At 50.4% G+C, this 20,216-nt stretch carries 17 protein-coding genes, 1 other RNA gene and 1 pseudogene; 8 read left to right on the top strand and 11 right to left on the bottom strand.

The genetic code is table 11. The features are described 5' to 3' along the window. Nucleotides 1–105: 105 nt before the first annotated feature. The 7 genes and pseudogenes from KG631_RS06390 to KG631_RS06355 form a co-directional block, all read right to left on the bottom strand. Entirely contained in the window at nt 106–1,146 is a 1,041-nt protein-coding gene (locus KG631_RS06390; protein WP_213996877.1) for a LacI family DNA-binding transcriptional regulator, read from the bottom strand. 10 nt (nt 1,147–1,156) lie between these two features. Further along, nucleotides 1,157–1,942 (bottom strand): IclR family transcriptional regulator, encoded by a 786-nt coding sequence (locus KG631_RS06385; protein ID WP_213996874.1) that lies wholly within the window; start codon nt 1,940–1,942, stop codon nt 1,157–1,159. A 24-nt stretch (nt 1,943–1,966) separates the two neighbouring features. Continuing rightward, nucleotides 1,967–3,261 (bottom strand): annotated as a pseudogene (locus KG631_RS06375) (TRAP transporter large permease). Beyond that, entirely contained in the window at nt 3,261–3,761 is a 501-nt protein-coding gene (locus KG631_RS06370; RefSeq protein WP_213996867.1) for a TRAP transporter small permease, read from the bottom strand. Before KG631_RS06370 ends, KG631_RS06375 begins: the two are co-directional and overlap by 1 nt. Beyond that, nucleotides 3,754–4,764, bottom strand: coding sequence for a TRAP transporter substrate-binding protein (locus KG631_RS06365; protein WP_213996865.1), 1,011 nt, complete (start codon nt 4,762–4,764; stop codon nt 3,754–3,756). The genes KG631_RS06370 and KG631_RS06365 overlap by 8 nt, the downstream gene beginning before the upstream one ends. A 91-nt stretch (nt 4,765–4,855) precedes the next feature. After that, nucleotides 4,856–5,698, bottom strand: a complete 843-nt coding sequence (gene kduI, locus KG631_RS06360; protein ID WP_213996859.1) for a 5-dehydro-4-deoxy-D-glucuronate isomerase — start codon at nt 5,696–5,698, stop codon at nt 4,856–4,858. 26 nt (nt 5,699–5,724) lie between these two features. Next, a complete protein-coding gene (locus KG631_RS06355) occupies nt 5,725–6,483 on the bottom strand; it encodes an SDR family oxidoreductase (RefSeq protein ID WP_213996858.1) in 759 nt (252 codons plus the stop codon). A 420-nt stretch (nt 6,484–6,903) separates the two neighbouring features. Between KG631_RS06355 and KG631_RS06350 the strand changes: the two genes are divergently transcribed. From KG631_RS06350 to KG631_RS06340, 3 genes are all read left to right on the top strand, one after another. Then, complete coding sequence (locus KG631_RS06350; RefSeq protein WP_213996855.1) at nt 6,904–9,687, top strand: TonB-dependent receptor; 2,784 nt, start codon at nt 6,904–6,906, stop codon at nt 9,685–9,687. 157 nt (nt 9,688–9,844) lie between these two features. Continuing rightward, the gene (locus tag KG631_RS06345; protein ID WP_213996852.1) at nt 9,845–12,331 is read left to right on the top strand and encodes a glycoside hydrolase family 88 protein; all 2,487 of its coding nucleotides are present in this window, start codon (nt 9,845–9,847) and stop codon (nt 12,329–12,331) included. 3 nt (nt 12,332–12,334) lie between these two features. Beyond that, nucleotides 12,335–13,096 carry a rhamnogalacturonan acetylesterase gene (locus KG631_RS06340; protein ID WP_213996848.1) on the top strand — a complete coding sequence of 254 codons (762 nt, stop codon included), beginning with the start codon at nt 12,335–12,337 and terminating at the stop codon, nt 13,094–13,096. Nucleotides 13,097–13,143: 47 nt separating this feature from the next. On the opposite strand, the gene grpE is transcribed toward KG631_RS06340, so the two are convergent. After that, nucleotides 13,144–13,737 carry a nucleotide exchange factor GrpE gene (gene grpE, locus KG631_RS06335; protein WP_213996844.1) on the bottom strand — a complete coding sequence of 198 codons (594 nt, stop codon included), beginning with the start codon at nt 13,735–13,737 and terminating at the stop codon, nt 13,144–13,146. A 29-nt stretch (nt 13,738–13,766) separates the two neighbouring features. Next, a complete protein-coding gene (gene hrcA, locus KG631_RS06330; RefSeq protein ID WP_213996838.1) occupies nt 13,767–14,795 on the bottom strand; it encodes a heat-inducible transcriptional repressor HrcA in 1,029 nt (342 codons plus the stop codon). 146 nt (nt 14,796–14,941) lie between these two features. On the opposite strand from hrcA, the gene nadK reads away from it, so the two are divergent. The 3 genes from nadK (at nt 14,942) to bamE (ending at nt 18,027) form a co-directional block, all read left to right on the top strand. Next, on the top strand, nt 14,942–15,823 hold the full coding sequence (gene nadK, locus KG631_RS06325) for an NAD(+) kinase (RefSeq protein WP_213996834.1): 882 nt from the start codon (nt 14,942–14,944) through the stop codon (nt 15,821–15,823). A gap of 112 nt (nt 15,824–15,935) precedes the next feature. Continuing rightward, a complete protein-coding gene (gene recN / locus KG631_RS06320) occupies nt 15,936–17,609 on the top strand; it encodes a DNA repair protein RecN (RefSeq protein ID WP_213996826.1) in 1,674 nt (557 codons plus the stop codon). Nucleotides 17,610–17,676: 67 nt separating this feature from the next. Then, nucleotides 17,677–18,027 (top strand): outer membrane protein assembly factor BamE, encoded by a 351-nt coding sequence (gene bamE, locus KG631_RS06315; RefSeq protein WP_213996825.1) that lies wholly within the window; start codon nt 17,677–17,679, stop codon nt 18,025–18,027. A gap of 139 nt (nt 18,028–18,166) precedes the next feature. Here the strand turns inward: bamE and KG631_RS06310 are convergent, their stop codons facing one another. Further along, nucleotides 18,167–18,499, bottom strand: coding sequence for an RnfH family protein (locus KG631_RS06310; protein WP_213996819.1), 333 nt, complete (start codon nt 18,497–18,499; stop codon nt 18,167–18,169). Further along, a complete protein-coding gene (locus KG631_RS06305; RefSeq protein ID WP_213996815.1) occupies nt 18,492–18,935 on the bottom strand; it encodes a type II toxin-antitoxin system RatA family toxin in 444 nt (147 codons plus the stop codon). The genes KG631_RS06310 and KG631_RS06305 overlap by 8 nt, the downstream gene beginning before the upstream one ends. Before the next feature lie 127 nt (nt 18,936–19,062). On the opposite strand from KG631_RS06305, the gene smpB reads away from it, so the two are divergent. Both smpB and ssrA read left to right on the top strand, forming a co-directional pair. Further along, a complete protein-coding gene (gene smpB / locus KG631_RS06300) occupies nt 19,063–19,545 on the top strand; it encodes an SsrA-binding protein SmpB (RefSeq protein WP_213996813.1) in 483 nt (160 codons plus the stop codon). Between the two features lie 171 nt (nt 19,546–19,716). Beyond that, nucleotides 19,717–20,077: a transfer-messenger RNA gene (gene ssrA, locus KG631_RS06295) on the top strand. Nucleotides 20,078–20,216 lie beyond the last annotated feature (139 nt).

Genomic DNA, 20,216 nt, shown 5'->3' with positions numbered 1-20,216 from the left:
ACTATAATAACTATTTTGCCACCGGTGGCAAGTAAAACACCAAATTTTTTGCCATCGGTAGCAAAATAATCGGAGCATGCTATTAAGTGCCTGCCCCAGGGTAAATTATTCGGGTTGCGAAGGGGTTGCAACCCGGGCCGTTGATTCCCGCACCACCAACGTTGGCGCCACTTTGGCAGCGACATTGCTGGCCGCTTTGTCGTTATTTTCAATCGACATAATCATTTTACTGGTGGCCAGCAGGGCCATTTGCCGCACTGGCCGGCGGATAGTGGTTAGCGCCGGGATCACCCGCGAGGCCAGCATATTGTCATCGAAGCCGGCAACCGACAATTGCTCCGGCACTTTGATGCCCATACTATGCGCTACCTTTAGCACGCCGGCAGCCATCTGGTCATTGTTGGCAAAAATGGCCGTGGGTTTATTCTCGGCTTGCAGCAATTGGCGGGCACATTCAATACCAGTCTCATAGGTGTTATTGCCTTCGATAATCCGCTGCGGCTCAATTTTAATCCCATAGGCTGACAGCCCTAACTGAAAGCCTTCCATCCGCTCGGTAGACGATTTATAACGCTGGGGACCACTGATAAAGGCAATTTTTTCATGGCCTAACTGAGCAAAATAACGCGCCATCTCTGCTGCTGCGGCTCTGTCATCCGATACCACTATATGCTTCGGTTCATCCAGAGCCACGGAGCTCAACCGTACATAAGGGCTGCCAGAATCTTTCAGCGCCTGCGCTAGCGTTTCTGACTCCGATACCGGCGGCAGCACTATCACCCCGTCTAACTTTGAGCGCTGCATAAAGCGCAAACAGTCTTGCACCAGCGATTCGCTGCGATAACGACACGGGTGCACCACCAACTCATAACCGAGGTTAGAGCACACTTCCAGCACCCCGCGCTGGACATCATCTAAGTACAGCGCGTCGGGGTTGTCATAAATCAGCCCCAGCAAATAAGAGCGGCTGGATGCCAACCCCCGGGCCTGGGTATTTGGCGAGTATTTTAAATCGCTTATTACCTTTTCTACCCGCAAGCGGGTGCCGTCGCCAACGCTGAGCGAGCCATTAATCACCCTTGATACCGTGCGTTTTGATACGCCGGCAATCCGGGCAACATCGTTTATGGTGGCTTGTTTTTGCATACTTCTCATCTTAATGACCACTGACGTTACCGGCCAGCAATTGCGGCCGGTAGGTGCTAAGTGCAATATCAATGGCAGTTTGTTTTAAGGCAGCAATAATAGCAGTGATTGGCTGTTTACCAAACACCGCGAGCGGCCCGGTGACGCCAACGGCCGCTACCACCTGACCTTGCTCGTTGCGAACGGGTGCCGCCAGACAGCGCACATCGTTGTGATATTCCATTTCATCTGCAGCATAGCCGCGGGCCAGTACCCTTTGCAACTCACTTTGCAGTTGTGGCAGTTCGGTGATGCTTCGTTTCGTCAGGCTGGCAAAGCGCCCGGCTTGCGCCAGTTCAGCCAATTGATCCAGATAGTGATGCGCCAGAAATACTTTACCGGCCGCTGAGCAATTGAACACAGCAACTGTGCCTGGCCGGGCCGCCAGACGCAATGGGTTAGGGCTGTCACATACCTCAACTAACAGCGCGCCTTCTGAGTGCGGTAACGCCAGATGACTGCTTAACCCCGTTTTTAACGCCAGTTGCTGTAAACAAGGCAGGGCTTGCTGCGACAAGCGCTGTGAGCTCAGCACATTAATGCCTAATTTAAAAAGTTGGGCACCCACCTGATAGCGTTTGCCCTGCTTTGCCAGTACCCGTTCCTGACAAAGGGTTTGCAGGATCCGAAACGCCGTTGTCCTCGGCAGGGACAACCCCTGCTCCAACTCAGTTAAACTTAAACCCTGTTCAGATTCGCTGACCAGACTGATAATACGACAGGCATTGGCCAGATTTGGAATAACATAGCTTACCATCGGTATTCTCCTGTACAGCAGTTATTAAAAACCAAACTGGGCCGGCAACCATTCGCTGATTGCCGGAATATAGGTTACCAGCATCAGTACGACAAACATCGCCAGATAAAGCGGCATCAGTGGTTTAATAATGGCTTCAATCCTGGTTTTAGCGATGGCACAGCTGACAAATAACACACTACCCACCGGCGGGGACACCAGACCAATTGACAGATTAAGCACCATCATAATGCCAAAATGCAGTGGGCTCATGCCCAGCTCTACCGCAACCGGCAGAAATATCGGGTAAAAATCAGTACCGCCGGTGTCATGTCCATAAAGGCGCCTACCAGCAATAAAATCAGGTTGATCATCAGTAAAATAAGCAGCGGGTTTTCACTGATTGTCAGCATGGCGGCACTAATCGCTTGCGGAATTTGCTCATAAGACAAAATCCACGACATGGCTGATGAAGTAGCAATTAATGCCATAACAATGGCTGTTGTTTCTGCTGCTTTCATCAGTACTGCCGGCAACTCAGAGGTTTTAACTTCCCGGTAGATACCCACGGCCAAAATCAGCGAATACACCACGGCGATAGCGCCCGCTTCGGTCGCGGTAAAAATACCGCTGATAATGCCGCCGATAACCAGAAAGATCATAAATAGACTGGGGACAGCAGCAGCAATTTTTTGCACCACTAATTTTAACGGTAACCTTGCCCCTACCGGGTAGCCTTTTATTTTGGCGTAGCCAGCGCAGACAATCATCAGCGCAATACCCAGTAAAATGCCCGGCAGGTAGCCGGCAATAAATAATGCGGCTATCGATACCCCGCCACTGGCAATGGCGTATACAATTAAAATATTACTGGGCGGAATTAACATACCGGTTGTGGCTGCAGCGGCCGTCACCGCCGCGCTGTAATTGACATCGTAACCCTGCTTTTTCATTTCCGGCAGCATAAAACTGCCAATGGCCGAGGTCGCGGCGACGGCCGAGCCGGAAATCGCTCCGAAAAACATACACGACACCACATTTACCAGTGCCAACCCGCCCGGCAGCATGCCAATTAAGGCCATTGCACATTCAATTAAGCGTTTGGCAATGCCGCCGCGGCCCATAATTAAGCCCGACAAAATAAAGAACGGGATCGCCAGTAAGGCAAAGCTGTTGATACCTCCCGCCATCCGCTGCGCCATAGTGGTTACGGCCGGCATAAAGTCGACACTGAGCAAGATGGTGGCCAGAGTGGCCAGGCCAATACAAAACGAGATTGGTACGTTTAACAGCAATAAGCCAAAAAATACCACTAACAATACTAATACGGCTAATTCCATTAGTGCACTCCCTTAACAACCGGCAAGCGTTGGTTGGTGGCCAGCGCATAAAGCTGACACACCCCATAAAATGCTATCAGTACGCCGGATAACGGAATAGCCAGGTAGATATAAGCCATTTTAATATCCAGCGCGGCCGACATCTGATTCAGCTGATAGGTCAGCCGCACCAGATTGCCGCCTCCCACCACCATTACCGCGACCGCAAAAGATGCCACTGCCGCAGTCAGCACAATGGCTACCCGTTTGCGCCCTGCCGGGCTGAACTTCTGGGTAACAATATCCAGCCCCAGATGGACACCGGTGCGATACGCAAAGGCAGCGCCAATCATGCCGATCCAGATCAGTAAGGTACGGGATAACTCTTCAGTCATGGAGCTGGGTGCATTCAGGACAAAGCGTGATACCACCTGCCAGCACACGACCAGCACGATAGTGGCCATCAAAAACGCCAGAAACCATTTCAGCGCGTTATCAATAAGCTGCATAAACTTAATCATTCTCTGCCTCCGACGTTTCAGCTAAGGCGGCAATTTGCTGCAGCACCGGGCCAATTTCAGTTTGCTGTAAACTTTGATGAAACGGCTTTACGGCATCTCGAAACGGTTGTTTATCCGGGTATATCACTTTTACGCCGGCGGCTTTTACTGCAGCCAGTGCCTGATCTGACGCCTCGGCCCAGGCCTCACGCTGGTAGACTACTGAATCATCGGCAGCTTGCTGCAACCATTGCTGTTGCTGCGCCGTTAAGCCCTGCCACACCGCCAGACTGACAATCATCACATCCGGTACGGCGGTATGTTCATCCAGGGTGTAAAACTTACTCAGCTCATAATGACGGGATAAATAAAAGCTCGGCGGATTGTTTTCGGCGCCGTCAACTACCCCCTGCTGCAATGCGGTGTAGAGCTCACCCCAGTCAACCGGCGTCGCGGCGCCACCTAAAGCTTCAACCATCCGCACCGCGGTCTGACTGGCCAGTACCCGGAATTTTTTACCGCGTAAATCGGCCGGGCTGTTAATTTCAGTATTGGTGGAATAAAAACTACGACTGCCGGCATCGTAATAACCCAGGCCACGCAAGCGGGCCGGCTCCAGATCCGTTAATAACTGCTGGCCGGTCGGGCTTTCCAGCACCCGCCATAAATGGGCATTGTCGTTAAAAATATAAGGCACACTAAATACGCGCATTTGCGGTACAAAGCTTTCTACCGAACTGGCCGATACCTTGGTCATCGCCAGGCTGCCAATCTGCAGCAGTTCAATCAGTTCACGTTCGTTACCCAGCTGGCCGCCGCTGTAGATTTCCACTTGCATACTGCCATCTGAATAGTGCTGCAGCCGCTCGCCCATCAACACCATGGCCTTATGCACCACATGCTCCTGATCCAGCGTATGGGCCAGACGCAGCGTGACATGCTCCTGCTGCGGCTGACAACCACTGAGCCAGATACTGGCCAGCAGCATCAGGCTCATCGTGGCCTGGCGGGTCATTATTTTCATATTTCGTCCTGTCCTGTTGCCAAGCATGGCATGTCTTGTTGCATGCCTTACTCAATAAAATATCGCGGCATCAATACCGCAGCCGCCGCGCTTACTTCATCGCGCTGGCCGGAAATTTATCCATATCGTGATAATCGAGGTTTTCACCTGCCATCCCCCAGATAAAAGCATAATTGCTGGTGCCACAACCGCTGTGAATAGACCAGGCCGGCGATACGACAGCTTGCTCGTTGGCAACCCAGATATGCCGGGTTTGCTCTGGCTGGCCCATAAAATGGCAAACCCGTTGCTCTTCATCCAGATTAAAATAAAAATAGGCTTCCATTCGCCGATCATGCTGATGCGCCGGCATGGTATTCCAGACACTGCCAGGCTTCAGCACCGTTAAGCCCATTTGTAACTGGCAGGTTTCCACCACATCGTTGATCATCAGTTGGTGAATAGCCCGTTCATTAGAGGTTTGCAATGAGCCCATTTGCAGTACAGTGCAATTATCCATGGTCAGATGTTTGGTTGGAAAAGCGTGGTGCGCGGGCGCAGAATTCAGATAGAACTTCGCCGGCGTGCCCGCATCAGCGCTGTGAAACATGACGTCGCGGGCGCCCATACCAATATAGAGCGCCTCAGTATTTTTTAGCTGGTAACGCGTACCATCAACGCTGACTGTACCGGTTCCACCAACGTTAATAATACCGAGCTCACGCCGCTTTAAAAAATACTCTGCCTTAAGCTGCTCTGGCGCCGACAGTTGCACCGGGCCTGCCACCGGCACTGCGCTGCCAACAATAACCCGCTCGTAGTGGGTGTAACACAACACCAGCTTGTCAGCCTGCATCAGGTTGTCGACCAGAAAATGCTGCCGCAGCTGGTCAGTATCGTAATGTTTTACATCGTCCGGATGGGTCGGGTAACGGCTTTCATATAATGTTGTCATAGTAACCTCATAAAATTATTAAAAATTCAGCGGGCCAGCCAGCCACCATCAACAGCCAGAACATGGCCATTAACGTAATCGCTGGCGCCGGACGCCAGAAATACCGCGGCGCCGGCTAAATCTTCCGGCTCACCCCAGCGCGCTGCCGGAATACGGGCGGTAATGGCCGCATTGCGCTCGGTATCAGCCTGTAACGCAGCTGTGTTGTCAGTACGAAAATAGCCCGGGGCAATCGCATTAACCTGAATGTTATGTTGGGCCCACTCGTTGGCCAGCGCCTTTGTTACGCCGGCAATGGCATGTTTGCTGGCCGTATAGGCCGGTACAGTGATGCCGCCGCTATAGGAAAGCATCGAGGCAATGTTAATAATTTTGCCCCGTTTACGTGCGATCATTGCCGCGCCAATGCGCTGACTTAATAAAAACGCCGCATCTACGTTTACCGCCATGACCTTATGCCATTCGTTCATGGGGAACTGATGAGCCGGCGCCCGGAAAATAGTGCCGCCGCAATTCACCAGAATATCAATCTGGCCGATTGCCATGGCATCTTTTGCTAATTGCTCAACTGCCTGCTCATCAGTTAAGTCAGCCGCCAGCGCAGTGGGTTTACCGCCAGCAGCAACGATTTTTTGCAGGGTGTCCTGACAACCACCGGCTGCAGAGCTGGTACAAATCAGTTCAGCGCCCGCCTCTGCCAGCGCCACAGCTATGGCCTGACCTAAACCACGACTCGCCCCCGTCACCAGTGCCCGTTGCCCCGCCAGGGAAAATAATGCTGTCATCGCTGCCTCCTTTTTTAAAATTAACCGATATAGGGTGGCTATTTGCCAGCACATTTTTGCTGACCACCGGCGCCAAATTGTTCATATATGGAACAGCGCAAAAAAATAAAGCAACCCACACATTTTTTAAAAAACAATAACTTAACTAAATCTGACGGCCGTTTGTTACAATTTAGGCTGATTTTATTTAAAGCATTAATTGACAGATTTTAGTTGATGGTGTTAGCTTTTTGCCATCGGTGGCACAAAATTGCAAGCTTTTTTTGCCACCGGTAGACAAAGCGCAGACTCAGTATAGAAACGAATAACGAATTAAACAAATCAACAGGTAGCAAACTGGTTTGCTCCTGAATAAATCTAAAAATGCCGGGCATGACTCAGGCTAAGATAACAAGACAAATCAGGACGAGGTGAACACAAATGGCTTATCGCAACACGCAATTTCGCCCTACCAAACTGGTACGGGCACTGACACTGGCAGGTATGGCAACACTGCTGAGCGCATCCCCATCGCTGCTGGCCCAGCAAACTGACGAAGAGGTTGCTGAACAGGCGTCGGAAGAACAGATTGAGGTGATTTCGGTAGTAGGCAGCTTCCGCGGCAGCCTGGCCAGTGCACTAAATCAGAAGCGCTTTGCTACCGGTGCTACCGACACCATTAAGGCGGAAGATATTGCTGATTTTCCTGATCTTAACTTAGCAGAATCATTGCAACGCTTACCCGGCGTGGCCATCAGCCGGGTCGCCGGGGAAGGCCGGCAAATTTCCGTCCGTGGGTTAGGCCCGGATTTCACCCGGGTGCGGATCAACGGTATGGAAGCACAGTCTACGAGTGGTGGTACCGATGCCATTGGTGGTGCCAACCGCGGCCGCGGGTTTGATTTTAATACTTTTTCGTCCGATTTGTTCAGCGAACTCACTGTGCGTAAAACGGCCTCGGCTAACGTTGAAGAAGGGTCATTAGGCGCCACAGTAGACTTACGCACTGCCCGGCCGTTTGATTACGACGCCATGACCTTTGCTGCCAACGTGCAGGCAGGTTATAACGATTTATCAGAAGAAGTTGACCCCAAAGCCTCTTTTTTGTTTAGTAATTTTAATGACGACAGCACCTTTGGCTATTTAATTTCTGCGGCGTTTTCAGAACGGAATATTATTGATGAAGGCGCCAGTACGGTGCGCTGGAATAACATCAATGACTTTGGCAGTTATCAGGGCGATGCCGAAGCGCCGGAATTGCAAGCCATTAATGATGGCTTCCGGCCGCGCTTGCCGCGCTACGATTCATACACCCACAATGTAAAGCGTACCGGTGTAGCGGCGGCCTTTGAGTACCGGCCAACTATGGAAACCCGCTTCAATTTGGATGTGCTGTATTCAAAAGATGATTCAAGCCGGAATGAAGTGTTTACCCAGGGTATTTTAAATAATAATGCGATTGGCGCAGGGATGAATGTGCTAGATTATGAAATAGATAACACCAACACCGTTACCTATGCCTCGTTTGAGAACGCCGTGGTGCGTAATGAAAACCGCTATGATGAATTATCTACCGACTTTATCCAGTTTACCTTGTCGGCTCAGCACCAACTCACTGATGATCTGAAAATTGACGGCATGATTGGCCGTGCAAAATCAGAGTTTGATAACCCAATTCAAACCACTGTGGTGATGGAAAAACAAGGTGTTGATTTTAGCTACGATTATCGCGGTGGCAAGCGCGCTGGGCCAGAATTACTATTTGGCAGCAATGTTTACGATAGTGAAAACTGGATAATAAACAGCGTCCGGTTACGGCCACTGGGCGCAGAAAATACCTTTGATAACGCTGCGCTCAATTTAGAATATGCTTTAAATGACAGCATGACTTTACGCAGCGGTGTGCACTATAAAAACTTTGAATTTGAAACCCGAGAAGCTCGTCTCTCCCGGGAAGGTGGCCTGGCAGGTACCAATGACGTCATTATGCCAAGCGAATTGATCATGCCATACGACTCTGGCCTGGGTTCACAGGGGGCCTGGCTGGTACCTGATTTAAACGCGTTTGCTGCTGCCTATGACATCTACAGTAATTCAGGTGACTTTGCCGTCAGCGTGGATAACCGCCGGGCAGATAACTACTCAGCAGAAGAAAAAACGTTAGGTGCCTACCTGCAGTTGGCCTTTGATACTGAAGTAGGCAATACCATTATTCGTGGTGATGTCGGCGGCCGTTATGTACGTACCGATCAGTCATCTACTGCCTGGGCAACTATTGGCGGCACGCCGGAGCTGGTGACCGCCGAGCATGATTACAACGAGTTCCTGCCGTCATTAAACCTGGTATTTGAACCCATGGACGATGTCATTGTTCGTTTTGGTTATGCCGAGGTTATGGCTCGGGCCGGCCTTGGCAGTATCCGGCCGAATGTCTCTGTGTCTGCATCAGGGGGATCACGTAGCGTTAACGGTGGTAATCCAACGCTGGAACCCACCAAAGCGAAGACTTACGACTTAGGCCTTGAGCTGTATTTCGATAATGAATCGCTGTTAGGTGTTGCAGTATTTCGCAAGGAAATTGACAGCTATGTCCAGGGACTGCGCGAAACCAAACCGTTCACCGAAACCGGCTTACCTATTCAGGCTGCTATTGATGCCTGTACTGCCGGCCCGGGTTATGGCGCAGAATTTGGATGTACTGAAAATGACGAATGGCAAACTAATACCCCGCTAAATGGTCCGGGTGGCGATTTATATGGTTTTGAAATTCAGTACCAGATGCCGTTTACCTTCCTGCCTGAATTCTGGGACCGGTTTGGTTTTATTGGTAACTTTACCTACGTTAAAGCGCAGCTGGATTATGTTAACGCCGACGGCCAGGTATTAGTAACCCGCGATTTACAGGGCTTGTCACAAAATACCCATAGTGCCACCCTGTACTATGAAGACGAAAAATTCAGTGCCCGGGTGTCAATGGCCTACCGTGATAAGTACTTAACCAATGCACTGGGTCGCGATAACAATATTATGGAAGGAACCAATGCGACCCGGAATGTTGATGCCGCATTATCGTATCAGTTAACTGATCAGTGGAAAGTCAGCTTCGAAGCCCTTAACTTAACGGATGAAGTTGATGATCAATGGGTAGACGACAGTGGTAATCGCTTAACTTACTACCATGGTACCGGCCGGCAGTACTATCTGGGCGCCCAGTACAAGTTCTAGCGCTTCGCAGCAGGCCTCAGTGGCCTGCTTTTTTTCTCCCGCTGACCTCCCCCAGTGAAGTTGTCACAGGAGGTATGGTCGCTTAGTACCTTCGCGAGCCAGGGACGGCCCGATTTTTTCTGACGGATCTCCGAGTTTATTAAACAGGTTTATTATTGTGAACAAGCGTATTCGATATTCATTGGTTGCAGTGTCTATGGCAGTATTGGCGGGCTGCTCCCCCTCTGCGCCTCTGACCACACAACAAGCCGTACCAGACAATAGTAACGATGCCGGAACAGCCGACACCATCGCCAACCTGCAGCTGGCCAACCCATCTGCGTTTGACCGCACGCAGACCCTGTACCTGCCTTTTGCTGATTTAGGCCTGACTTCAGCTGATGCCCAGACTCTGGTTGCGACCGTCAATGATCAGGCTGTGCCATCACAACTGATTGACCGTAATGGTGACGGTCAGGCAGAGACATTGGCTGTTCAGTTAGCTTTAGCCGCAGCCAGCCGCCAAAATCTGACTATCAGCAGCGACCCGGCATTGTTCAGCAGCAGCAACTGGCCCGCCCGCACTCAGGCGGAGATCTCGCATAAAGTGGGCGGCGAATGGCAAGAGGCTAAATATATTGGCGGCACTTTCCAGAATGTAACTGAACTGACACCACCTGCTCAGTATACCGATCATTCAGAGTGGATCCGCTATGAGGGCCCGGGGATCGAATCAGATAAAGTCGGCTACCGGATTTATCTGGACTGGCGCAATGGCTTTGATATTTTCGGTAAAAAAACAACTGAACTGGTGCTGCAGAATGTCGGCCAGGATGGCTATCAGTCTTACCATGAACAGGCCGACTGGGGCATGGATATTTTAAAAGTGGGTAAATCGCTGGGCGCCGGTGGCTACGGTTACTGGGATGGTGAACAGGTGCAGTTGGTGTCTGACGTTGGTCAGCACACGGCTAAAGTTATTGAAAATGGCCACTTATACTCCGCCTTGCAAATTCACTATAAAGACTGGCAAATTGCCGGTAAAACGTTAAATTTAACCGCTGATTTAAGCATGACTGCGGGCAGCCGCCTGGTGCATACCCGGCTTAACCTGACTGAAACCCTGGATAATATTGCCATTGGTTTAGTTAAGCTGCCGGATACCAAACTGCTGCAAGGCGAAGTAGAAATAACCGGCCATGCCTGGACCTACCTTGCCACCTGGGGTAAGCAGAGTTTATCGGGCGCTGATAGCAAGCTGGGTATGGCACTACTGTTCAAACGCGGCCAGTTACTCAACCAAACTGAGGACAATAACAGCCATGTAGCGGTGATGCGGCCGGCGGGTACCGAACTGGAGTATTATTTTCTGGCGGCCTGGGATGGTGAACCAGACGGCATCAACAGCGAAGCAGAGTTTGTCCGCTATCTGGAACAACAGGCTGAAATGCTGACGTTAACCCCCAGACAAACCCTGAAAACTACCCTGGGTGCAACTCAGAAAGCCGGCCCTTTGACAGCAGAAACGGCGTTAAACTGGAGTGAGCGGTTAGCACAAAGCGAAATGACCCGGCAAACACCCTTTTATGCCTACGGTGGCTGGGATTACGAGCGCAAACGCCCAAGCAAATGGGAATACACTACCGGTTTGCAACTGCAAGCCTATGATGAGCTGCTGCAACTACGGCCAAACCCAGCGTGGCAACAAGTACTGAGTGAGGTTATCGACTCTTTTATTACTGCTGATGGCGATATTCGTACCTATAAAATCAGCAATTACAACATTGACAGTTTAAACACCGGCAATATGTTACTGCGTGAATATCAGCGCAACCCTAAGCCGCATTATAAGCAGGCGCTGGATTTGTTGCGGCAGCAGCTTACTGAACACCCCCGCACCAGTGAAGGCGCCTTCTGGCACAAAAAAATCTACCCGCATCAGTTGTGGCTGGATGGAGTCTATATGGGTATGCCCTTTCTGGCCGCTTACAGCAAAGCCTTTGAACAGGGTCATGCATATGAGGAGGTGGTAAAGGAATTTACCATCAGCCGTGACAAGCTGCGTGACCCTGCTACCGGCCTGTACTATCACGCCTGGGATGAAGCAAAACAGCAAAACTGGGCAGACAAAGATACCGGCCTGGCCAGCCAGTTCTGGGGCCGGGGCTTAGGATGGCTGGCCATGGCGCTGGTCGATGTACTGGAGATTATTCCCGAACAAGAAACTGCTTTACGCCAACCACTGTTGGATATGACCGCTGAACTGGCCGAAGCACTGGTGAAGGTGCAGGATAGCAAAACCGGTGTCTGGTATCAGATCCTCGACAAGCCTGACGCCCCAGGTAACTATTTAGAGTCATCGGCCAGCGGCATGTTTACCTACTTTTTTGCCAAAGGTGTTAATAATGGCTATCTCGATCCACGCTATAAAGCGACGGCGTTGCAAGCCTACCAGGGCCTGGTCGATGAATTTATTCTGGTACACCCGGATGACAGCATCAGCCTGGTTAATACCGTGCAGGTTGCAGGGCTGGGCTTTGGCCGTGATGGCAGCTATGACTACTATATGAGCGAACCGCTGTTTCGCAATGACGCCAAAGCGAACGGCCCTTTTATTATGGCCGGAGTGCAGATAGCCAAATTACTCGAGAGCGGGCAGGAATAACCCATGTTAATCAGAATTCTTTGCAGCCTTTGCCTGAGTATCAGCCTGCTACTGCCGTTGCAGGCCACTGAACTTAAACCTGTTAAGCTGCATTTGGTCGGTGACTCAACCATGTCAAATAAACCGAACCTGGCCTATCCTGAGCGCGGTTGGGGGCAATTGCTGCCGCAATTTGTAACGCCGCAACTTACTGTGGTTAACCATGCGGCTAATGGCCGCAGCACCCGTCGTTTTTTAAACGAGGGCCGCTGGCAGTTACTGTTAAGCGAGCTGGCTAAGGGCGACTATGTGCTGATCCAGTTTGGTCACAATGATTCGAAACAATCGGATCCGGCCCGGTATGCCGCTGCCGATACTGATTACCAGCACTTTTTGCAGCAGTTTATTGCCGATGTGCGCGAACGGGGCGCCACCCCGATGCTGGCCAGCTCAATTTGCCGGCGCAACTTTGCCGAGGATGGCAGCTTAAAACGCGACCTGGCCGATTACGCCAAAGCGGCAGCGAAAGTTGCTGCCGAGTCTGAAGTGAGTTTTTTTGATTTACAGCAGCACAGCTGTGGCTTGTGGCAGCAATTGGGCAAAACAGCCGCTCAGCCCTACTTTATTCAGGTACCGGCAGACTTATACGCCAAGTTTCCCGACGGCACCAGCGACAATACTCACCTGACTTTACAAGGTGCCAGCAAAATGGCGCAGTTCTTTGTGCGTGATTTGAAGGCGCAGCAGCACCCATTAGCCGCTTATGTTTATCGGGAACTGTTGTAGTTGATAAAAAAACCGGCTTTCGCCGGTTTTTTATTAACTAGATCATATTATTCCGGGGCCTTTGACACACCGACCATCGCCGGGCGCAATAAACGACCATTTAATTCATAGCCTTTCTGCATCACAAACGTCACGGTATTAGGCGCAACATCTGCCGATGGCTGAATGGTCATTGCCTGATGTAAATCCGGGTTAAACGGCTCACCTTGCGGGTCAATTTGCTGCACACCATATTTGGCAACAGTATCCAGAAAGCTCTTCATGGTCAGCTCTACGCCTTCAATAATTCCGGTAAAAGCTTCATCTTCCCGGTTAATAAAGGCCAGAGCCCGCTCCAGATTATCCACTACCGGTAACAAATCACCGGCAAATTTCTCCAGAGCAAATTTGTGCGCTTTTTCAACGTCCTGACTGGCCCGGCGGCGGGCATTTTCGGCATCTGCTTTAATTCGCAGCATTAAATCCTGTTGATCGGCCAGTTTTGCCTTGGCTTCAGCCAGCTCGGTTTCCAGTTTAGAAATTACCGCCTGCTCACCTGACAACTCAACCGTATCCGCCTGGTCATTGGCCGTATTTTCCTGCACCGGGTTGTCCTGTTTGCTTTCTTCAGCCTGCTCGTTCGGCTTTGCTTGCTCTGTCATGCTAACTACTCCAAATGAAAGTAGGTCTATTATGGGGATGGATTCTGGCGATTCAAGTTTAAATTTAAGCGATGGGCACAAGCTTCCACTAATGGTACCAACCGGGCATAATTCATCCGTCTTGGCCCTAGCAACGCAATAAACCGGTGTGGCTGGGTTTGATACCGCTGACTGATCACACTGACCGGTGCTAACTCGACAAAGCCGGACTCTTTACCCAGAATTAATTTCGGATGCTCATCGGTCGTCACTTTCTGCAACAAGTTAATTAAGCCAGCGGGTTGCTCCAGCATCTGAAACACCTGTTGTAACGCTGGATTATGCTGATATTCGGGACTTAATAATAACTGGTGTTGACCGAAAATCAGCGGTTGATGCTGCAAAAACTCATCCAGACTCAGTTGCCCGAGCACACTATTTATTAATAGCTGGCTGCAGCCGGTTTCATTTTTCGCGATACTGGCGAGGCGGGCAATACCATCCTGCCACTGGCCGTTTGCCAGCGCTGCATTTAGCAAACACAGCACTTTGCCAAGGGTCGTACTATCGATACTTTGCGCGCAGTCGAGCACCCGGTGCAGAATGTCGCCGTCTTCATCAACTACCACCAATAACAAGCGGTCACTGGCCAGACGCACCAGATCAATTTGCCTGACTTCCCGGCCACTGGCTTTAGGCGCACTGATAATAGCAACGCAGCCTGTCAGGTTAGTCAGTAGTTGGCCGGCTTGCTGACACAATAACGAGACCGGCAGGGTGGGTACCAGCCGACGCTGAATTTCTGCCTGCCAACGACCACTAAGCGGCTGCATGGTCAGCATTTTATCAATAAATAAGCGGATGCCGCTGGTAGTGGGTACCCGGCCGGCAGAAGTATGAGGAGAGCGGATAAACCCCTGTTGTTCCAGTTGCACCATGGTATTGCGTACCGTTGCTGAGCTGACATCCAGCGCCTGATTCTCGGCGATCAACTTGCTGGAGACAGGCAAGCCGTCAGCCAGATATTGCTCAACAATCAGCTTTAAGATCAGCTCTGCCCTGCTTAGCGTTACCGCCATACTGCGTAATACCTTATTCAGTGTTGGCTATTGATCTGGGGGCAAAAGCGGCAATATCAAGTTGATAAATCACTAAAATAGCCCAGAGACTGGTCGCGAACCCATGGGGCCGCTATACTGGCCAGATGCCAGCCAGGAACCGCAATATGAGTCATGCTTTTACTAAAATTGGCCTGATTGGAAAACCCAATCATCAGGGAGCCAACCACACTCTGGTCAGTCTGTATCATTTCCTTTGTGCCAAAGGTCTGGACGTCTTTGTGGAAGAGCGGGTTGCTCAGTCCTTAGGGCTGGCCGACGCTAAAATTCTCGACCTGGTCGACCTTGGCAAGACCTGCGACCTGGCCATAGTGGTAGGTGGTGATGGTAATATGCTGGGCGCTGCGCGGGTGCTGGCACGGTTTGATGTGGCAGTACTTGGCGTAAATCGCGGTAATTTAGGCTTTTTAACCGATTTAGCCCCGGAGTTCTTCGAGCAGCCGCTGTCCGATGTGCTGGATGGCCACTTTGTCACTGAGAAAAGAAACTTACTGGAAATATCGGTACATCGTCACGGCAGTATAAAAAGCAGCAACAGCGCAGTAAATGAAGCGGTGTTGCATGCCGACAAAGTGGCGCATATGATTGAGTTTGAAGCGTATATTAACAATGAATTTGTTTACAGTCAGCGCTCAGATGGCTTAATTATCAGTACGCCTACCGGCTCCACTGCCTATTCGTTATCCGGTGGCGGACCTATTCTAACCCCGGATTTAGACGCCATGTGTCTGGTACCGATGTTTCCACATACGTTAAGCAGCCGGCCACTTGTTGTGTCCGGCACTAGCGAAATTTGCCTGAAGGTAGCCGACAGCAACGATGCCCACCTGCAAATCAGCTGCGACAGCCATGTCATACTGGCGGTGATGCCCGGCGACGAGATATATATTCGCAAACATCCTACGCCATTGCGCCTGGTGCACCCGCCCGGATACAGCTACTACCATGTACTGCGTAATAAACTCGGCTGGGGCGCCAAACTGTATTAGTCTCTGGCTATTGTTTAAAAATCAGGCTTGCAAAACCTCCAATTACTGTATAAATTTACACTGTAACTAAACACAGTATTTATGGTAACTATTTTTTGACGGGAGTCATCGCATGCTAAGCCACCTTCATATCAGCAACTTTGCTATCGTGCGGGCACTGGAAATAGACTGGCAAACAGGTATGTCGACCATCACCGGCGAAACCGGTGCGGGTAAGTCTATTGCCATTGATGCGCTGTCGCTGTGTTTAGGCGAGCGCGCCGACGCCACTGTGGTGCGCCCGGGTGCCGATAAAGCGGACATTGTGGCCACTTTTGACATTGCCACCTTGCCTCAGGCTCAGCACTGGCTGGAACAACAAGACCTGGCAATGGGCAATGAATGTATCGTGCGCCGGGTAATCAATAATGAAGGCCGCTCCCGTGGTTATATTAATGGTGTGCAGGTGCCTGCTCAGCAATTAAAAGCCCTTGGCCAGTACCTGCTGAGTATTCATGGTCAGCATGCCCACCAACAACTGTTAAAACCGGATTATCAACGCCAGCTTCTCGATGCTTTTGCCGATAATGCGCCGCTGCGCAGTAAGCTGAAGCAATGTTATCAGCAATGGCAAACCCTGAAGCAGGAATATCAGCAATTACAACAAAGCCAGCAACAACGTGATGCCCAGCGCCAATTACTGGAATATCAGGTGGCAGAGCTGGATCAATTTGCGCCCTTAACCGACGAATTCAGCCAATTAGAAGCAGAGCAAAGTCGGTTAAGCCACGGCCAGACCCTGTTAAGCCAAAGCCAGCAATGTATAGAGCAGCTGTACGACAGCGATGAAGGCTCTATTTACCAGGCACTGGCCACAGTTAACCAGCAACTTGAACAACTATGTCAGCTCGACAACAGTTTAAGCCCGCTACAGCAAATGCTGGCGGATGCGCTGATGCAAACCGAAGAGGCCAGCCGCGAGCTGCGCCGCTATGCTGACAAAGTTGAACTGGACCCCGAGCGATTACAGGAAATAGATGAGCGGATGGGCCAATGGCTTAATTTAAGCCGCAAGCATCAGGTTACCTTTGAGCAGCTGCCTGAATTCCACCAACAGCTGGCTGGCCAGCTGGCAGAGCTGACCGGCAACGACCAGCGTTTGGTGCAGCTGGAAGCCGAGCTGACTGAAGCGGAACAACACTATCAGCATTTAGCGACCGAGTTAAACCAGCAACGTCAGCATGCTGCCAGTAAGCTAAGTGGGTTAATAGCCAATAGTATGCATGAGCTCAGCATGGCAAATTCGCGCTTTGAGATTAATGTCCAGGCTCAGAGCTTAGAGCAAGCCAGCAGCCACGGCTGGGACCAAATCAGTTTTACTGTATCCACCAACCCCGGTCAGCCACTGCAACCTCTGGCGAAAGTGGCCTCTGGCGGCGAGTTGTCGCGAATTAGTTTAGCGGTGCAGGTTATTCTGGCCGACAAAATTACCACCCCTACCCTGATTTTTGATGAAGTCGATGTCGGGATAAGTGGCCCTGTCGCTGCTGGCGTCGGTAAGTTGTTACGGCAATTAGGTGAAAGTACGCAAATTATTTGTGTTACGCATTTACCGCAAGTTGCCAGCCAGGGCCATCAGCAACTGTTTGTAGAAAAGTATACCGATGGCCAGGCAACAGAAACCCGGATGCGCCTGTTAAACGATGAACAACGGATTGGCGAAATAGCCCGGCTGCTTGCCGGTGAAAATATCAGTGCCAGTGCGCTGGCCAATGCCCGCGAACTTTTATGTGCTCCGGCAGTCTGAAAGAAGATTTTTCAGCAAGGCTGTCATAGGGTATGATAGCTGCAACCGGATTTAACAGACGAAAATGATGAAAACAGTAGTACAAATTTTAGTAGTAATTGGCCTGCTGGCCAGCTTAAGTGCCTGCTCTAACGTGATATACCGGATTGATGTGCCACAGGGTAATTTTCTGGAGCAAAAAGACATTGATAAACTGCGGGTAGCAATGACTAAAGAGCAGGTGAAGTTTGTACTGGGCAGCCCGGTGGCAGAAAACGCCTTTGACAACGATACCTGGCATTATTTTTATTCTTTAAAAGGTGGCCGTGGTAATAACTTTGAAAAACAACTGATTGTTGAATTCAAAGACAATAAATTACAGGATATTTCAGGCGACTTTGAGAAATCTGAAGATTTTAATACCCCGCTGGATATCTGATAAATCGCCATTACAAAGCTTACGCAAGAATCGGTTTACCCTAAAACGACCGTTGAAGCCCTGGACGGGCGTAAACGAGGCCCCATGGATGGGTTTACGACGTGTCGTTGTGGGTAAACTGATTCGTTAGCCACTCCTATTAATGTTCCTGCTTACGCCCACCGGTAACTTTATCTGCCCGCCCTTCTTCTTTGGCTTTCTCGGCCCGGCGACGGCGTAAGTCTTTCGGATCCGCGATCAGCGGCCGGTAAATTTCAATTCTGTCCCCTTCTTGCACCAGCTCGTCTGGTTTTACCGGCCGGCTCCAGACCCCTACTTTCTGCTGGCTTAAATCGATATCCGGATATTGTTGCAAAATACCTGACTGCTCAATTACCTGCCGCACAGTGCTCCCCGGCAGCACCGACAGCGTCAGCAAGCTTTGCTGCTGAGGCAATGCATAAGCCACTTCTACCGTTAATTGCTCAGCCATTATTTGCTCCATAGACCACTTTGGCTCTTTGGGTAAAGGCGTTAACCATCGCCGCAGTCAGTTCCGAGAACACCTTACCAAAAGCAAACTGCACCAGCCTGCTGGAGAACTCAAACTCTAAACGCAACATCACTTTGCAAGAGTGCTCGTTCAGCGGGGTAAAGTGCCAGCCGCCCTGTAAACGCTTAAAAGGCCCGTCCACTAACTGCATATCAATCCGCTCATGCGGGTACAAAATATTACGTGTGGTAAAAGATTGGCCAATGCCCGCCTTGGAAACCTGCAACTTCGCCACCATCTCCTTATCTGTCTGGCTTAAAATGTCTGCAGAAGTGCAGCCAGGCAGAAATTGTGGGTAATCTGGTACGGCATTAACCAGGTCAAACATTTGTTGCGCACTGTAAAAAACCAAGGCACTGCGCTCAATTTGTGGCATACTCACTCCCCTTAAAACTCGCTGCTGATTGTAACAGAATAACGCGGGGCAACAAGGCCGGTAAGCACGGCCCCATCGGGATCCAGAGCAGCGTACCCGGTCAGCGCGTTAGCAAAAATAGCGAATTATGAGCAAAAAAAAACCAACTAAAAATACCAACGGCACTATCGCAATCAATAAAAAAGCCCGCCACGAATATTTTCTGGAAGACAGATACGAGGCCGGCATCAGTTTGCAAGGCTGGGAAGTTAAAAGTATCCGCGAAGGTAAAGTTAACCTGTCTGACGCCTACGTAATTCTGAAAGACGGTGAAGCTTACTTATTTGGCGCGCAGATTCAGGCGTTAAAAAGCGCCTCCAGCCATGTGATTTGCGACCCGGATCGCAGTCGAAAACTGCTGCTGAATAAACGCGAACTAAATAAGCTGATAGGATTAAAAGAGCGCGATGGTTACACCCTTATCGCCACCGCCATGTACTGGAAAGCCTGCTGGGTGAAAGTCGAGTTTCATTTAGCCAAGGGTAAAAAGCAGCATGACAAGCGCGATGATATTAAAGACCGCGACTGGTCACGTGAAAAAGAACGGATGATGAAACACAGTAAGCGTTAATTTTTTGTCTGGCCTTGAAACTAACAAGGCGTGTCACCATCTAATGAGGGTGACAGTTAGAAAGTAAGACCGGCAATTGAATGCACTGCAACATTTTGCTCCTTGTTATAAGCAGATAGCAGGCGTACAATAGCCAAACACTGAGAGTGTAAGTGTTAAACCAAAGAATTCGGGGCTGATACTGGATTCGACGGGATTCACGAACTCCTAGGTGCATGCCGAGGTGCGGTAGGCCTCGTAAAAAAACCGCAAAAAACTAGTCGCAAACGACGAAAACTACGCACTCGCTGCTTAATAGGCAGTAGAGAGCTCTTCCCCTCACGCATGTCTGTAAGCTGAGACTCTGGAAGATCACCCCTAACAGAATCGCGTCGCGTCTTCGCCTGGAGACAACACGTTAAAACCAATCAGGCTCGCCCGACGATAGCCTGCCATTCGGCGCTCATAGGGTTAACTAAATGAATGTGCTAAGCATGTAGTACCGAAGATGTAGGTTTTTCGGACGGGGGTTCAACTCCCCCCAGCTCCACCACACAAACCAAAAGGCCAGCGCAAGCTGGCTTTTTGGTTTTCTGCTTCAAATAACATTTATCAGGCTGAAAAACCAGCAGTATATACATTGAGTATCTACCACTGCGGAGCTATACTTTCGATATGCAAATGTGGAGGTG

The organism is Arsukibacterium sp., from assembly GCF_018402695.1.
Lineage (GTDB): Bacteria > Pseudomonadota > Gammaproteobacteria > Enterobacterales > Alteromonadaceae > Alishewanella.
Note: the sequence above shows the minus strand (reverse complement) of the source record. Positions and strands in the feature narration are given on the sequence as shown.

Excerpts from the sequence above, each read along its gene's own strand:
- KG631_RS06390 (WP_213996877.1), bottom strand. The coding sequence starts at position 1,146 with ATGCAAAAACAAGCCACCATAAACGATGTTGCCCGGATTGCCGGCGTA.
- KG631_RS06385 (WP_213996874.1), bottom strand. The coding sequence starts at position 1,942 with ATGGTAAGCTATGTTATTCCAAATCTGGCCAATGCCTGTCGTATTATC.
- KG631_RS06370 (WP_213996867.1), bottom strand. The coding sequence starts at position 3,761 with ATGATTAAGTTTATGCAGCTTATTGATAACGCGCTGAAATGGTTTCTG.
- KG631_RS06365 (WP_213996865.1), bottom strand. The coding sequence starts at position 4,764 with ATGAAAATAATGACCCGCCAGGCCACGATGAGCCTGATGCTGCTGGCC.
- kduI (WP_213996859.1), bottom strand. The coding sequence starts at position 5,698 with ATGACAACATTATATGAAAGCCGTTACCCGACCCATCCGGACGATGTA.
- KG631_RS06355 (WP_213996858.1), bottom strand. The coding sequence starts at position 6,483 with ATGACAGCATTATTTTCCCTGGCGGGGCAACGGGCACTGGTGACGGGG.
- KG631_RS06350 (WP_213996855.1), top strand. The coding sequence starts at position 6,904 with ATGGCTTATCGCAACACGCAATTTCGCCCTACCAAACTGGTACGGGCA.
- KG631_RS06340 (WP_213996848.1), top strand. The coding sequence starts at position 12,335 with ATGTTAATCAGAATTCTTTGCAGCCTTTGCCTGAGTATCAGCCTGCTA.
- grpE (WP_213996844.1), bottom strand. The coding sequence starts at position 13,737 with ATGACAGAGCAAGCAAAGCCGAACGAGCAGGCTGAAGAAAGCAAACAG.
- hrcA (WP_213996838.1), bottom strand. The coding sequence starts at position 14,795 with ATGGCGGTAACGCTAAGCAGGGCAGAGCTGATCTTAAAGCTGATTGTT.
- nadK (WP_213996834.1), top strand. The coding sequence starts at position 14,942 with ATGAGTCATGCTTTTACTAAAATTGGCCTGATTGGAAAACCCAATCAT.
- recN (WP_213996826.1), top strand. The coding sequence starts at position 15,936 with ATGCTAAGCCACCTTCATATCAGCAACTTTGCTATCGTGCGGGCACTG.
- bamE (WP_213996825.1), top strand. The coding sequence starts at position 17,677 with ATGAAAACAGTAGTACAAATTTTAGTAGTAATTGGCCTGCTGGCCAGC.
- KG631_RS06310 (WP_213996819.1), bottom strand. The coding sequence starts at position 18,499 with ATGGCTGAGCAATTAACGGTAGAAGTGGCTTATGCATTGCCTCAGCAG.
- KG631_RS06305 (WP_213996815.1), bottom strand. The coding sequence starts at position 18,935 with ATGCCACAAATTGAGCGCAGTGCCTTGGTTTTTTACAGTGCGCAACAA.
- smpB (WP_213996813.1), top strand. The coding sequence starts at position 19,063 with ATGAGCAAAAAAAAACCAACTAAAAATACCAACGGCACTATCGCAATC.